General features: G+C 27.4%; 15 protein-coding genes. All 15 read right to left on the minus strand.

Features of this window, described 5'->3' with window-relative positions; genetic code table 11:
* Positions 1-401: 401 nt before the first annotated feature.
* On the minus strand, positions 402-1697 hold the full coding sequence (locus BQ7358_RS08305; RefSeq protein ID WP_062173169.1) for an ISL3 family transposase: 1296 nt from the start codon (positions 1695-1697) through the stop codon (positions 402-404).
* A 604-nt stretch (positions 1698-2301) separates the two neighbouring features.
* A complete protein-coding gene (locus tag BQ7358_RS08310) occupies positions 2302-2496 on the minus strand; it encodes a hypothetical protein (protein WP_062173168.1) in 195 nt (64 codons plus the stop codon).
* A gap of 576 nt (positions 2497-3072) precedes the next feature.
* Positions 3073-3282, minus strand: a complete 210-nt coding sequence (locus tag BQ7358_RS08315) for a hypothetical protein (protein WP_062173167.1) — start codon at positions 3280-3282, stop codon at positions 3073-3075.
* A complete protein-coding gene (locus BQ7358_RS09225) occupies positions 3283-3414 on the minus strand; it encodes a hypothetical protein (RefSeq protein WP_256386956.1) in 132 nt (43 codons plus the stop codon). It abuts the gene before it with no gap.
* A 105-nt stretch (positions 3415-3519) separates the two neighbouring features.
* Entirely contained in the window at positions 3520-3705 is a 186-nt protein-coding gene (locus BQ7358_RS08320) for a hypothetical protein (protein WP_062173166.1), read from the minus strand.
* Between the two features lie 99 nt (positions 3706-3804).
* Positions 3805-4038: a hypothetical protein gene (locus BQ7358_RS08325; RefSeq protein ID WP_062173165.1), complete on the minus strand. Its 234-nt coding sequence runs from the start codon at positions 4036-4038 to the stop codon at positions 3805-3807.
* Positions 4010-4303, minus strand: coding sequence for a hypothetical protein (locus tag BQ7358_RS08330; protein WP_062173164.1), 294 nt, complete (start codon positions 4301-4303; stop codon positions 4010-4012). The genes BQ7358_RS08325 and BQ7358_RS08330 overlap by 29 nt, the downstream gene beginning before the upstream one ends.
* A gap of 818 nt (positions 4304-5121) precedes the next feature.
* Positions 5122-7851 (minus strand): isoleucine--tRNA ligase, encoded by a 2730-nt coding sequence (gene ileS / locus BQ7358_RS08335; RefSeq protein ID WP_062173163.1) that lies wholly within the window; start codon positions 7849-7851, stop codon positions 5122-5124.
* 448 nt (positions 7852-8299) lie between these two features.
* On the minus strand, positions 8300-9391 hold the full coding sequence (ftsZ, locus tag BQ7358_RS08340; protein WP_021752684.1) for a cell division protein FtsZ: 1092 nt from the start codon (positions 9389-9391) through the stop codon (positions 8300-8302).
* Between the two features lie 23 nt (positions 9392-9414).
* Positions 9415-10779: a cell division protein FtsA gene (gene ftsA / locus BQ7358_RS08345; RefSeq protein WP_234971576.1), complete on the minus strand. Its 1365-nt coding sequence runs from the start codon at positions 10777-10779 to the stop codon at positions 9415-9417.
* 258 nt (positions 10780-11037) lie between these two features.
* Positions 11038-11646, minus strand: coding sequence for a transposase (locus tag BQ7358_RS09085; RefSeq protein WP_231723783.1), 609 nt, complete (start codon positions 11644-11646; stop codon positions 11038-11040).
* Positions 11615-12439 carry an ISL3 family transposase gene (locus BQ7358_RS09090; protein ID WP_234971577.1) on the minus strand — a complete coding sequence of 275 codons (825 nt, stop codon included), beginning with the start codon at positions 12437-12439 and terminating at the stop codon, positions 11615-11617. The genes BQ7358_RS09085 and BQ7358_RS09090 overlap by 32 nt, the downstream gene beginning before the upstream one ends.
* Before the next feature lie 196 nt (positions 12440-12635).
* A complete protein-coding gene (locus BQ7358_RS08355; RefSeq protein ID WP_062173161.1) occupies positions 12636-13619 on the minus strand; it encodes a cell division protein FtsQ/DivIB in 984 nt (327 codons plus the stop codon).
* Between the two features lie 2 nt (positions 13620-13621).
* On the minus strand, positions 13622-14959 hold the full coding sequence (gene murD / locus BQ7358_RS08360) for a UDP-N-acetylmuramoyl-L-alanine--D-glutamate ligase (protein ID WP_062173160.1): 1338 nt from the start codon (positions 14957-14959) through the stop codon (positions 13622-13624).
* Between the two features lies 1 nt (position 14960).
* Positions 14961-15944 (minus strand): phospho-N-acetylmuramoyl-pentapeptide-transferase, encoded by a 984-nt coding sequence (gene mraY, locus BQ7358_RS08365; RefSeq protein ID WP_062173159.1) that lies wholly within the window; start codon positions 15942-15944, stop codon positions 14961-14963.
* Positions 15945-15969: the final 25 nt, after the last annotated feature.

Raw genomic sequence — 15969 nt, forward strand, 5'->3', positions numbered from 1 at the left:
TTTTATCAGTTTTTCACGAATTATTATGTTTTCTATTTATATTATTATTTAAAATAATTATTTCTTTATAAATATTAGCTTTTATGTCTTATATTGCTATTTATCTAAATTTTATATATTTTCTATAGAAAATAAAAAAGGAGCAACTCAAAAATCATAATTTAATGGTTCTTTGTCAATAGATGTTGATAAAAAAATTCATAAAAAAATATTTAACTCATAAAAAGATTGATATTACTAACTTAATTCAATCTTTTTTATGAGTTATTTCTTTGTTTTTTACCATATTTTTAAATTTTTTAACGACAAATAAACCTACCAAATAGAAATTTTTGACTTTTATTGACTATTTCTACTCTTATATAGGTTGACTTTATTTATTCTTTTTTATCTTCTATGTTTTATCCTGCCCTTATAGTTTTAGGTACTTTTTTACTATTTTTTACTTTTTCTTCTGATAAATAATTAAATATCATAAATATTCTTGTTCTGAAATTTTGAAAATTTCTATACCCACAAGCATTGTTTTTTAATCTTTTTATATTTCTATTTGCAGCTTCCACTACTCCATTTGAATATGGATATTTTATTGAATTTATTATATATTCTTGATATTTTATATATGTTTTTATTGTTGATTTTATTTTCCAATGGCTTATATTAGTATTTTGAAATATTTCATCTAATTTCTTTTCATTTTTTTTATCAAATATTTCAACTACTGCCTGCATTAAATAATATGCTTCTTCTAATTCTTCTGATAATGATAATATGTATTTTATTACATCATAATCTGAATAAAAGTTATATCCTCTGTATTTTCTATAATTAGTTGTTATTTTTTCTGATTTTAATTTTATCAAATTTCTAAATCTATAGAGAACTCTATAATTAAAATCAGTTACTTTATATTTATTCATAACTTCTATTCTTATCTTATTTAATGTTTCTATCGCTAATTTTATTATATGAAATCTATCTATTATTATTTTAGCGTTTTTAAAATGCTTCTTACCTGATGATATATAAGTATCCCACATATCCGTTACAAAATATTTTACTTGCTCTTTTGCTTCTTCTGTATAATTTGAAAAATAATTATCTAAATATTGCTTTCTACGTGTTATTAAAAAATCTTTTACTTTTCTTTTTTCTATATCATAGATTAAACAATTATATTTCCCTTGATATGTTTTAACTCCGTTTATTTCATCTATTCCTAAAACTTTTGGTAATGTATCCTTTCTAACTTTTATATTTTTCTTATATCTCGATATTTGTTTTTGTACATAAGACGTTGATATTTCATTACTATTAGCTATATCATTTAATGAATTTTTTGTCCTTGCTAATTGATAATCTACTATATTTGATACTACTCTTACTTTCCTACAATGCTTTTTACAATCTTTAAACCTTACACTAAAACAATAATTACATTTTGTACAAAGTATTCTTTGTTTTTCTAAAATTAAATAGGATTTTATTCCACATATATTAAGTATTTGTAATTTTACCGTATCTGTCCCATTTTTTAATAACTTTATTTCTTTACATTTAGGACATCTTTTTGGAACATAACTTATATTCCCATATATATAATTTACTTGCTTATTATCCTCTTTAACTTTTTCAGAGTGATATAATTTTAATCTTTTTTCTTTGAAGTTTAAAAGTTCTAATATATTTATCGGCATACTTCCTCTTTTCTTATTAACTAAATAAAAGTAAAGGGAAGGGTAAGAGTATTTTTTAAAATTTTTATTCACTTCGTTTCTAAAATTTTTAAAAAATCTTCCTTACTCTTCCTTGACTTTTATTTTTTTATGCCTTCTTTTCGCTTTTCGATAGCAGACGGAAAAACAAAAAATTTCCCTTCTATCGCTTTGCTATTTTACGGCATAAAACCGTAATTTTATTTTCTCTTTTCCTGTTTTTGCTCTAGCTCCGGAAAAAACTGGGTTGGGCTTTCTCTTTTATTTTAACACATTATATACTTTTTATATTTTCTTTACCTTAGTTTTTTAGTTTTTAAATAAAAAATTTAGAAAAATATATTTTAAAAAATTGTTTTAATTAAAAAAGAGAGTTTTTACACTCTCTCTTAATAATATTTACTTTCTATTAATACTTCACCTTCATTATAATGATTTAAATACTGAAAATCATTCAATTTTATATATTCTTTAATTGTTTTTCTAATCTTCTTCATCAAATTCTACATTACAAATTTTTACTTTTTATTACCATTCGCATAATATAACTTTTTATTTTCTAATTTTTACATTTTTTATTCTCTTTTTATTTTCTATTTTTTCCCAAATAATATACGTGAAGTTTTTTAGCAACTTTCAAAGTCATATTTTCAATAGAATATTTTCCACTTCTATAATTTTGAATAACACTTAACGCAATTCCAGTATCTTTTGATATTCTATAATCAGTTATTTTCAGATTAAATAATTTTTCTATATCCTCTATTACTTTTTCTATCATAAATCCTCCTAAGTAAATATTAAAATTATTGAAATTATAGTTGCTGCAATTCCTAATAGCAATATTAACATTTGTATTTTTTCTTTACCCATGCTATAATGTGAGTAATAGGGGTACTTGGAGCTGTTATTAAGCTCCTTTCCCTTATGATAATTTAGAAGATTTTATCAAGTAATTCTACTAACGTCTTGACTATTTGAGCAATCGCTAAGACTATCGAAATTTTAACTAGAATTTCTTGATTAAGATCTTCTTTTTTTTTCTCTTACTCACTTTCTCACCTCCTTATATTTATATTGTACATTATATAAGGTGCAAGGTAAATCCCTTTTTTTAAAATTTCCTAAATAACAGAAATACCTCAAAATGTTTATTTTAAAAACAAAAAATAACCCCTACACTGATCTGACCCCAAAAAGTTAGACTTAGGATAGCGTAGTAGTTGTAATGACTGCTACGCTATCTTTTTATATTTATACAGTCATATGTTTAATTCTATATTGCTTAGGACTTAACCATCCTAATTTCTCTTTTTCTCCTCTTTTTTAAAAAAAGAGGAATATGAGTTCAAAACTCTTATTCCTCTTCATCAGTCCTATATTTTGTAGACCCATAATATTTACTTTCTATTAATACTTCACCTTCATTATAATGGTCTAAATACTGAAAATCATTCAATTTTATATAATCTTTAATTGTTTTTCTAATTATTTTCGAATCTTCTTTAAAATTATCTTTTACTGGTTTTACTTCATAACTCATATAATTATAAGGGGTTCTTTCCACTCATATTTCCTGAATCCAAATACTTTTATCAGTCATTTTCACAATTTGATAAAAATCGCAATTTGTTTGCTCATATCCCCAACAACTTGATAAAATTTCTCCTACTTGTAATTTTTCTTTTTGTATTAACATTTTAAAACTCCTTTGAAATTATTTTTTTGTTAGCTTGTATTTATTGTTGTTTAGCTAACTTATATTTATATTATAACGTAATTACGTTGTTCTGTCAAGTGTTTTTTATAATTTTCTAGATATTTTTTCCTGAATTAATAATTTTTCTAATTCTAATAAATGTTCATCTGTAGCCATTTCTAAAAATCTTTTTGAACCACTTTTCAAATTCGTATATATTCTTTTTTTCTTAGTTTCTTCATTATTTCTATAAAGTTCTCTATCTCGCTTATTTCTTTTTTCTTTATCCATTTTAAAAACTCCTTTTTTCTAATTTACTTTATTATATCGTATTTACGTTAAATTTTGCAAATAAAAAAAGGATAAGGCTTTTACACCTTACCCTCTAGCCTAATTATCTTCAAGTTTTATTTCTAATTGCTCATATAATTTAACATCTTCTGTATATAATCTTTCATTAAAATCTACTTTTACTTTTCCTGTAGATAATAACTTTTTATTTACTCTATCTAAATCTTTATAATTATATTTTAAATTATCATATTCTACTATTTCATCAAAATAATATACATTATGATACTGAATTAAATAATCTTTAATATCTTGTCCATAAAAAAATATCATCTATAAAATCTTTATAATTTCCTTCACAAATAAACTTTTTCATTAAATTCCAATATTCATTCGCTTTTTCCGAATCTTCTTCAAACAATTTTTTATAATATTCATTATCAAATTGTTCTAAATCTTCAATAAATCTATCTTCTTGAAATGTAGGTTCCATTGAATTTAACATTTGATTTAATTCATAATACATTTCTTGAAATGTATCTCCTTGTATTTCTACTAATCTATTATATCCTCTGTGTTTAAATTTTAATTCTAACATTACTTTTTTCTCCTTAATTGCTTTTATTGACAAGTTAGAAAAAATAATTTAAAATTAACTTATTCAATTACTTGTTAATTGAATCCTTTAAATTTGAAGAATTAGTCTGTGATTGGTAGTTGCTTGGCTAATTCTTCTTTTTTTATTTTTTCTATCTTATATTTATATTATAGTACATTTACTATATTTTGTTAATACATTTTTTGAAATTATAAATTTTTTTGTATTTCTTTTAATACTGTTTGTTATTTATAACAACTTTACATTATATTTCTATAATGTTCGACCGATAAACGCACTTTAAAACTATTACCTACTTAAATAATTAAAACAATAGAGCTAGCGTCTTCTCCGTCTGCAAGTTTGATATAGGAATACTTGCTTTTCCTTTTTACTAATGTTATATTAATATTGTATTCATACTAGAGTGCATAAGTTATCTTTTTATTAATTTTAAAACTTATTTTATCTACCGGCAAGTATGATAGGTGTTTTATTTTAATAACTAGATAATCTTTACCAAAAAGTCTAGTCTTTTATTGATTAGACTTTTTTTAGTAATTAAATGTACAATTATTTAGTTCTAATCATCTTTTTAAAAATAAAAAAATAATTAGTATGGATTTTTCTTATCCACACTAATTATTATACACCCAATTTTTCATTAAAAATAGATTTTATTAAGTTGCTCCCTCACAGTTCATTAAATTAAATTTTGAAAAAATATTTTAAAGTATATTCTCAAATCAATGAATTACTTCCTAATACTAATAATAAGCAAATTTTATTAAAATTCTTAACCTTTATTTTTTATAACACTATGCTAAAATACTTTCACATCTATGACAAACATGTTCTTCATTAACAGTTTCAACAATATTCCAGCAACGTTCACAACGTTCACCGCTTGCTTTTGTTATTTTAACTTGTGAATAATCATAGTTTACGCCGTCATTTTCCTTAACTACTACTTTACTTGCAATAAATAATTGGTGTAAATTATTTACAGAATTCAACAATTCTACTATTTCTTTATTATCACTGTAAATTTCTACAGCTGCTTCTAATGATTTACCGATTACTTTTTCATTACGACTTTCTTCTAACGCTTTATTTACATCATCTCTTACTTTTAATAATTTATCCCACTTCGTTTCTAATACATCATCAACGATTACATTTTTAACAGGAAAATCCAATAAATGCACAGATTCCGCATCTTCATAAGGCATATTATCATAAATTTCTTCTGCAGTAAATGACAAAATAGGCGCCAATAATCGAACAGATTTATTTAAAATTGTATATAATACTGTCAACATGCTTAAACGTTTATGAGAATTTTCCGCTTCGATATATAAAATATCCTTACCGTAATCTAAGTAAAATGAAGATAACTCCACATTAAAGAAATTTACTAATTCATTCACTAAAGTATTAAATTGATATTTTTCATAATTGTCTAAAACATTAGATACAACTTTTTCAAATTTAAGAATCATGTATTTATCCAATTCTTCTAAATCAGCATAAGGCAATACATCTTTTCTATTATCAAAGCTACCGTTAAATAAATTTCCTAATAAGAAACGGAAAGTATTTCTTATTTTTCTATATGTTTCCGATACCTGTTTTAAAATATCATTAGAAATACGAACATCTTGTGTATAGTCAACACTTGCTGACCATAGGCGGATAATTTCCGCTCCTAATTGTTTACCTACATCGTTCGGAGAAATGACATTACCTAATGATTTACTCATTTTATTACCATTTCCATCCATAACGAATCCTGCTGATACTAATTCTTTATATGGTGCTACTCCTGACACTGCTACCGACGTAATTAATGATGAATTAAACCAACCACGATATTGATCACTTCCCTCAAGATATAAATCAGCCGGATACGTTAAATCGTCACGTAATGCACAACACCCTTGATGTGATGTACCAGAATCGAACCAAACATCCATAATATCCATCTCTTTTGTAAACTCTCCGTTAGGACTTCCTACATGGGTAAAGCCTTTCGGCAATAATTCTTTTGCATCTTTGTAGAACCAAACATTAGACCCCTCTGTTTCAAAAATTTTGGCTACATGCTCAATAACATTATTATCTAATATTGCATCACCGTTTTCAGCATAAAATACAGGAATAGGTACTCCCCAAACACGTTGTCTACTGATCACCCAATCTCCACGATCACGAATCATATTGTATAATCTCGGTTTCCCCCACTCACTATAAAATTTAGTATTATCCACCGCGTCTAAAAGTTGACCTCTAAATGCCTCAACTGAACAAAACCACTGTGGTGTTGCACGGAAAATAATAGGTTTTTTAGTACGCCAATCATGTGGATACGAATGGGTAATATTTTCTTGTTTTAATAATAATCCTAACTCATTTAAACGCTCAATGATGTTTTTGTTAGCATCAAAAACAAATTGTCCTGAAAATTCTCCCGCCTCTTTTGTTAAATTACCTTGATTATCAACGGGTGATAATACCCCGAGTTTATATTGTAATTGACCGACAAGGTAGTCATCAAGTCCGTGACCCGGAGCAGTATGTACCAAGCCGGTACCTGAATCCAATGTGACGTAATCAGCTAAAATTAATGTAGATGTTCTATCTAAGAATGGATGCTTACATAATAGATATTCCAAATCCTTTCCTAATAACACTTCACCTAATTCATATTCTTCCCAGCCGAATTTATCTGCCAAATATGCCACGCGTTCTTTCGCCACTAAGTAACTTTCATTATTATGTTTAATTACTTGGTACTCAAAATCCGGATGAACAGCAATACCTAAGTTAGCCGGTAATGTCCACGGGGTTGTCGTCCAAATAACAAATTTCGTTCCTTTTTCAACTGAACCATTTTCGCTAATTAACTCAAAAGTCACATAAATAGATGGCGATGTATGTTCCCTATACTCAATTTCCGCCTCTGCTAAAGCAGATTCTGATGATGGCGACCAATAAATAGGTTTCAATCCCTTATAGATATATCCTTTATCTACCATTTTACCAAATACACGAATTTGTTCAGCTTCAAACTTTGGATCTAACGTAATATATGGGTTATCCCAATCTCCTATAACGCCAAGCTTCTTAAAGTCTGTACGCTGTTTGTCAATTTGTTTCAATGCGTAATCTTTACATTTATTTCTAAATTTTGTAGCCGGCATAGATTTTCTATCAACACCGTTATTTACCAATACCTGTTCAATAGGAAGACCATGCGTATCCCACCCCGGTACATAATTTGATAAAAATCCGTTCATATTTTTATATTTAACGATAAAGTCTTTTAATATTTTATTTAACGCATGTCCGATATGAATATTACCATTTGCATAAGGAGGACCGTCATGTAATACATAAGTTGGTTTTTCTGCATTTTTTTCTAAAATTTTTCGATATAAATCCATTTCAGCCCAGCGTTTTAAAAATTCCGGTTCTTTATTTGGTAAATTTCCACGCATTGGAAATTTTGTTTTCGGCATTAATAAAGTATCTTTTAATTCTACCATTGTTAGCTCCTTTCAAATTAAAAAACCCTTAGTAATTTAGAAGAGGGCGGAAATATTCCACGGTACCACCTCACTTAACTCATACTAAGAGCACTCATTATTTATATAATTGTTAATGTCAAAAGTGATAATTACTACAATCTCATAAAGTTTTTCACCAGCCAACTTCTCTCTATTAATCAATTTATAATAATCATGTCTTTATCAAACTTGCTATAATTATATTATATTATCTAACAATTTTCAAGAGTTTTATAAAAATTATATATTTATATACAAATTTTTTAAACCAATCGTAAGTAATATAAGCACTTGTGATATATTTTTATTTACAATTCATCATAAATTTAAAATTAAAGTTCGTTACTAAAAGTACCATATCACTATAAACCTAACAATCAAAATAATTAGTATAGATATTTTTACCTATACTAATTATTTCATTTTATTATATCTCTCTTCTAGCACGTCTTCTTGGACGTGGGTACATTTCTTGTTCTACTTCGTTTTTACCATAACCGCTAGTAAATGAACTTGCTTCGGGTTGTGCCGGACGTTGTTGTAATATATCTCTTTCCACACTTACACCGTCTTCTTCAAATCCTGTAGCAATTACAGTAACAATAATTTCGTCTGTTTTTTCCAATTCATCGTTAAATACTGTACCAAAAATCATATTTACTTCATCATCACTGGCTTCTTGAACAATACTAGCTGCTGCTTGTGCTTCAAACAGACTTAATGAAGGTCCACCTGTGATATTTAATAATACACCTTTTGCTCCAACAATAGAAGTTTCCAATAAAGGAGAAGAAATAGCTCTCTTAGCAGCTTCAATAGCTCTATTTTCGCCAGAAGCTACCCCAATACCCATTAGTGCAGAGCCTTGATCTGCCATAATAGCTTTTACATCTGCAAAATCCAAGTTAACAGTACCTGAAACATTAATTAAATCAGAAATACCCTGAACCCCTTGACGAAGTACATTATCAGCTTCAATAAATGCTTGTAACATTGGAGTAGATTTATCAACAATATCCAACAATCTATCATTTGGAATAACGATAAGCGTATCAACCGCACCTTTTAATGAATTAATTCCTGCTGTTGATTGTACTTGTCTTTTTTTACCTTCAAAATTGAACGGACGAGTAACTACACCTACTGTCAATGCACCTAATTCTTTTGCAATACTTGCTACAATTGGTGCTGCACCTGTACCGGTTCCCCCTCCCATTCCGGAAGTGACAAATACCATATCAGCACCTTCTAACGCTGCTTCTATTTTATCTTTAGTTTCTTCAGCCGCTTTACGCCCTACTTCAGGATTCGCTCCTGCTCCAAGACCTTTAGTTAATTTTTCACCAATTTGAATCTTTACATCTGCTTTAGAACGTCTTAGTGCTTGTGCATCTGTGTTTACCGCAATAAATTCTACATTTTGAATTCCGCTCTCTACCATGCGATCAACGGCATTTCCACCGCCACCACCGACTCCAACTACTTTAATTACTGCTGATTGATCAAATGCTTCTAACATAATTTATATTTCCTCCTAAATTATTACTCAAAAAATGAATTATACATTTTTGTTAATTTACTAAATATTCCTTTTTCTTCGTTTTCTTTTTCATTATCTTCATGATATTCTTCCGCATGAACATTATCGGTCACCTTTGAAGTTTCTTCAGATGCCGACATTCTTGGTATTTCTTCTATAACCTTTACATTTTCAAATGTTGTATTAGTATCTTTTATCGTAGTAGCCTCGTCTACCAATTGATAACCAAATAATGATTCAATTTTGTAACTACTTGTTAAAGTACCGACAACTACTGAAAGTTCAGGTGAATTTGCACCTATAATTTTAGGCGATCCTATTCTGACATTCATTTTTCTCAACATATCTTTTGCCAATTCCAAAACGCCGGGCATAAGAGTTGTTCCACCTGTCAGAACAACGTTACCTTTTACTCTGTTTATCCCCGCTTTTCGTAAAGCATCAAATGAACGTAAAATAATTTCCTCAACAACTTCTTCTATGTAATCTGCTAATTCTTTTTGAGTATACGGTTCTTCATCCGGCTCTAAATTTTCAAGTTCTATCACTACTTGAGAAGATGCAGTATCATAAAAAGCATGTCCTTGTGTTACCTTTATTTCTTCCGCTCTTTTCATTGGGACGTTTAAAACATCAGATATAGTTCTGGTAATATCTTCACCTGCCAACTCTATTGATTGCGATAATTGAAGTATTCCATCTTCAAAATAACTGACGGTTGTAAGTCCTGCACCTATATCAATAATAACCGAACCATAATCTTTCTCTTCATCATTTAGAAGCAATTCTCCTAATGAATGTGATGTACAAAATGTTTCATTACAGTCCAATCTCAAATTTTCTATACACTTATAAATAGTATGAAGATGCGTTTTAGAAGTTAATACTCTATTCCCCGTCACTTCAAAAGAATTATGAACCGTCATTCCTTTCGGCTTTCTAATACGCTCAATATCATCAAGTCGATAATAATCCGGTATCACTTGAACTACTTCTCTTTCCCTAGGCAACGGTAATATTTTTGCTTCTTCTATTACCTCTTCTATATCTCTACCATCTATGTCATGTTTTGTATCAAATTTAATTTCCGCTACACTTTTTTTTATATGAGTGTGTATACTTGGAACAGCTACATATAATGATCGTATATCCTTATTAGCTTCACTTTTAGCAATATCAATCGCTTTTTGAATATCTCTTGTTGCAGACTCAACATCAATAATATTTCCCCGCTTAATTGCAGTAGTCTTTACAACACCGACACCGAGAATATTCAATTTTTCATATACAACATCTGCTATAATCACCTTAATACTAGATGAACCCAGATCAATCGAAGTATATAATTGTGAACTCAAGTCAAACACTCCTTCCTTATGTTTCTAGTTATATAATTTATAAAATTGTAAATACTCGCCAATTCTATTTACACATACTAAATTATAACACAAATTTCAAAAAAAAAATATCAAAAACAATAAAAAAATTAAAATTTATTAAATTATTTGTTTCTTATAATAAAAAATTTATTTAGTAGTTATTTAATTTTAAAATACTATAAAATTTGGCTTTAATATCTGGCTCTGTGTCAAATACGGGGCATGAGAAAAAATAAGGATAAAATGCTAAGCAATGCAGTGTTGCTTGGCATTTTTCAAAACGCCCTTAAAAGAAATATTATTTTTATACTCAGAAACAAATAACCTAGAAACAACTAAAATGCGTAATCTAAAGTTATAAAAGCTATTATAACCATAAGAAACTCTCTTTAAAACCTTTATCTTATTATTAATACCCTCCAAAGAACCATTAGAAATAGAATACCTAACACTATTAAGCATATACCCTTTATGTTTTCTCATAGTATTAATAGCCTTACTAACACCATCAGATAAATCGATAGTAGATTTTTCAATTAATTCTTTAAACTCCAACTCATTTCTATACCTTATTGCATATCTAATATCCTGAACTCTCTCATAGCTAGCCTTAAATATACAATCTAATCCTAATAAATAATCTAAAATATCACGTCTAGTAACTAAACTCCTAAAACTCCTATTAAAGAAAAACCTACCATGAGTAACATTACTTTCATCTTCTAATATTAACTTCCAATTATTTTTTAAAAGAGTATAATTAATACCTTTTTGTTTTTTGTAAATATTCATTAGCTTAACTCTAGTTCTATTAAGTTCTCTATTAACATTTTGAATAAAGTTCTCTATTAACATTTTGAATAATATGAAACCTATCTATAACAATTTCAGCATTAGGAAACTTATTTCTAATCAACTTCATATAAGGAGTATAAATATCAATACAAATAGCCTTAACATTACTTCTAGCCTCTTTAGAAAATCTGGAAAAATAATTATTTAAAATATACTCAGTTCTACCATCAACTATATCAATAATCTCATGAGTTAAAGCATCTAAAAAAATAAAACTCATACCATTTTTACTATCTTTAGTAAACTTTAACTCATCAAAGCATAAATACTCAGGTAAGGTATTATAGTTAAGAATGTCTACATGGGATTTACATTTATAAAGAGTTCTTATAACAATATTAACCGATACATTATTCATTTTGGCTATTTGTTTAAAAGATAAAGTATCAGCTAAATCACTCATTATAGAAAACTTAACATTTTTAGAAATACTACAGTATTTATCTACAAAAGAAGTAGTAGCTACAAATTTTTTATTACAAGTTTTACACTTGAAACGTTGCTTTCTTAGTTCCAAATAAGCAGGGATACCTGATATTTTTAATAGATTAATTCTAGTAAGTTCATTAAAGCCGTTTTTAACTACAGTATAACCTTTATTAAGACAACCACAGCATTCACACTTCTTGGGTTTATATGTTAAGGTACTTTTGAATACAAAGTACTTTTGATTATTTTTTATAGTTTCGTTATGTGTTTTCTCAATAGTTATATTTTTATCTTTTATTTGTAGTAGGTTTTTAATGAATTCTCCCTCTTTTATTTCTTTTGTTTTTGTGTTAAAATTATTCATGACAGATATCCTTTCATAGTTTATTTTTTTGCACTTTAATTATATTGGACATTTGTCTTTTTGTATATTAAAAAACAATACGAGGTATGGATTTTCCCCATGCCCCGTATTTATTATACAACCTAATATCTTCTTTCTTATAAACAAAAAGATTTGAAAATAGATAATACTTTTTATTCTCTATCTTCAATCTTTTTTATGGATTATATGATTTTTTCTTAGATTTTTTTTGTTTTTGCGACTTTGTTTGATTTTTTTTTGTATCTGTTTCAGCTGACCTTTTTTCTGTACTATTTTCTTTATTGTCATCTGAATTTTTTAAAGTATTATTTTTTGTACTGAAATTACTATTGTCACTATTTACAGTGTACTCACCGTTACCGGATTTACTTAACAAATCTTTTATTTTTTTTGTTTTTTCTTTATCCGTTTTTTCAGTTTCTAAATATGCTCCATTAACTAAGTTTAATATAGTTTTATTTTTATCTTTAATATATTTAGCCATGCTGTCATAATAATTTAATTTTTCAGAAAAAGATGAGCTTAATGCTTTTACTTTTTGACCATCTTTCATATAAATAGTAATAGTTTCTTTCCCTTCATCATTAATTATTTCTGAAATTTCGCTTAATATTTCTTCTTTTAATTGTGCCAAATTATTATATACTGCTGAAACTTTTGTTCTATCATTTTTAAAATTTTCTAAAATTGGCAAACTATAATTATTTCTAATTTCACCATTATAAGTTTCACCATTCTCCATTATAACTTCATACTGCCCATCTTCTTTCTTGTTTTGTGCAACAAGTTTATATTCTTCCACTTCAATAGTTATATTATTCGGCATTTTTGAAGTTACTTTAACATTTTTTAAAATATTATATTTATTTTTTATATTTTTGGCTATTTCATCATCTTTTATTGACCAAGTTCTTAAATTTGTATCAACCGCTCCTGCAGATAATATTTCTTCTTCTGTCGTTTGATTATAGCCCGAAACATTTATATTTTTTAATTTTGTATATGGGCTAAACATATAACCAATAAACAGAAATACTATTAAAAATAAAGAGGTTATCAAAATCAATTCGATATGTTTTTTTCTTTTAATTTTTTTTAGTGAAGTCTGTTTTTTTTCGCTATTTATTTTTGAAAGCAATTTTTTATTTTTTGCATTCATATCTATCTATCCTTTATATTATTAAATGTTTCTATAAATTCATCTCCACGTTGTTCAAAAGATTTATACTGATCCCAAGAAGCACAAGCCGATGATAATAATACTGTATCACCTGCCTCCGCTAAGATACTTGCAAGTATCGTGGCGTCTTTTATTTTCACAGCACGCTCACATCTTACATTATTCGCCACAGCAAGATTATAGAGTATTTCTTTACTTTCACCGACAACAATCATCATCTTTATTTTATTAAAATAAGGCACTAACTCTTTAAAGTCTATTCCTCTATCAGTTCCACCACATAATAAAATTACATTTTTTTCAAAACCTGATAAAGCATTGGTCGTTGCCACCGGATTAGTTGCTTTTGAGTCATTATAATATTTTATATTTTTATACTCACCAACGTATTGTAATCTATGTTTTACTCCTTTAAAATTATATAAAACTTCTTGAATGGTTTCTACGCTTGCACCTTTTTTATAAGCTATCCATGCAGCATTAATTGCATTTTCTATATTATGGTTTCCCGGTAAAGTTATTTTACTAACATCAAATAATTCCATACCCTTATAAATAACTTTTTTGTTTTTTACATCAATATCAGCATCATTATTTTCTTTTGTATCGTAAAAGACAACTGTTGAATTTATATTTTCTAAATTGAATTTTTCTTTCTCTTTGATATTTAAAATTAAATAATCCTCCTTTGTTTGATTTTGATAAATTTTTCTTTTAGCCTTATGATAATTTTCTAAACTACCATGATAATCCAAATGTCCAACTCCTAAATTTGTTATCGCTGCTATTGAGGGTTTAAAGTCGATTGTTCCCTCTAATTGAAATGATGATACTTCCGTTACTATTAACGAATTTGGATAATTATAAGCAACCTCAATAACCGGAAATCCGATATTCCCTGCTAAATGAACATCTTTACCATCTTTTTTTAAAATATCATAAGTCATCTGAGTTGTTGTAGTTTTTCCGTTAGTTCCTGTTATTGCCACCATATCAACATTAAATAGAGTACTTGCCAATTCCACTTCTGTTATTATATCGATACCTTTTTCTAATGCTTTTTGTAATATTTCTATTTTATAGGGTATACCGGGATTTTTTACTATAATATCAATATTTTCCAATAAAGATAACGGATGAGAGCTATCTACTATTTTTACACCTAAGTTTTTTAATTCTTGTGCTTCTTTATTATTGGATAAATCGTCTTTGGCATTTAATATTACATCAAAATTTAATTTTTTTAAAATTTTTGCTGTAGCATAACCGCTTTTTGCAAAACCCAGAACTAATACCCTTTTATTTTCCAAATCTTTCATTTTACATTACTCCTATAAAATATCCAACAGCTGATGATATTACAGCTATAGCAACAAATAAATATACTGTCTTCACTTCTCCATATCCTGATAATTCAAAATGGTGATGTAGTGGTGACATTTTAAAAATTCTCTTTCCTGTTTTTTTAAAATAAGCTACTTGGATTATTACTGATGCTGTCTCTAATATGTAAATCAGGCCAATAAACAGGAATGCTATTTCTTTATGCAAAATTATAGAAATGGCTGCCAATATTCCACCAAGTGCGAGTGATCCTGTATCACCCATAAAAATCTTTGCAGGGTTTCTGTTAAAAATTAAAAATCCTAATAATGCTCCAACAATCATTAAACAAAATACAAACACCGGAAAATTATTTTCTTTGTATGCAATCAAAGCAAATGTGGAAGTAGTAATAATAGTCACGCTGGAAGCTAAACCATCCAAACCATCTGTTAAATTTACAGCATTTGAAAAGCCGGTTTGCCAAAATATAACAAATAATACATACAACCAAGATATATTTAATTGATAATTTACAAATGGTATTTCTATATAGTTTATATCAACATATATAATTTTAATTAAAACATAGAATACTACCGAAAACAATATTTGTAACATTAGTTTTTTCCTAGGTGACAGACCGTCATTTTTCTTCTTAACAACTATCAACATATCATCTATATAGCCAATCAATGCAAATGATATTGCTGTATAAATAAACAGTAAATAATATTTGAAATTCTGAAAGTCAACAAACGATGCTACTATCAAAGAAATTATAATTGCTAATATAAAAGAAATTCCTCCCATTGTAGGCGTTCCTTTTTTATGCTTATGACTTTCCGGTCCTTCTTTTCTTATTTCCTGACCAAATTTTAAATAATGTAAATACCTAATAAGTTTAGGTAACATCAATACTGTTAGCAAAAAAGCAATCGCTAAAAATATAACCGCCTTTTTGATAAATAAATTATCCATTATTATCTCCTTATATAATTAGCCA

It is taken from the genome of Gemella massiliensis (assembly GCF_900120125.1).
Classification (GTDB): Bacteria; Bacillota; Bacilli; order Staphylococcales; family Gemellaceae; genus Gemella; species Gemella massiliensis.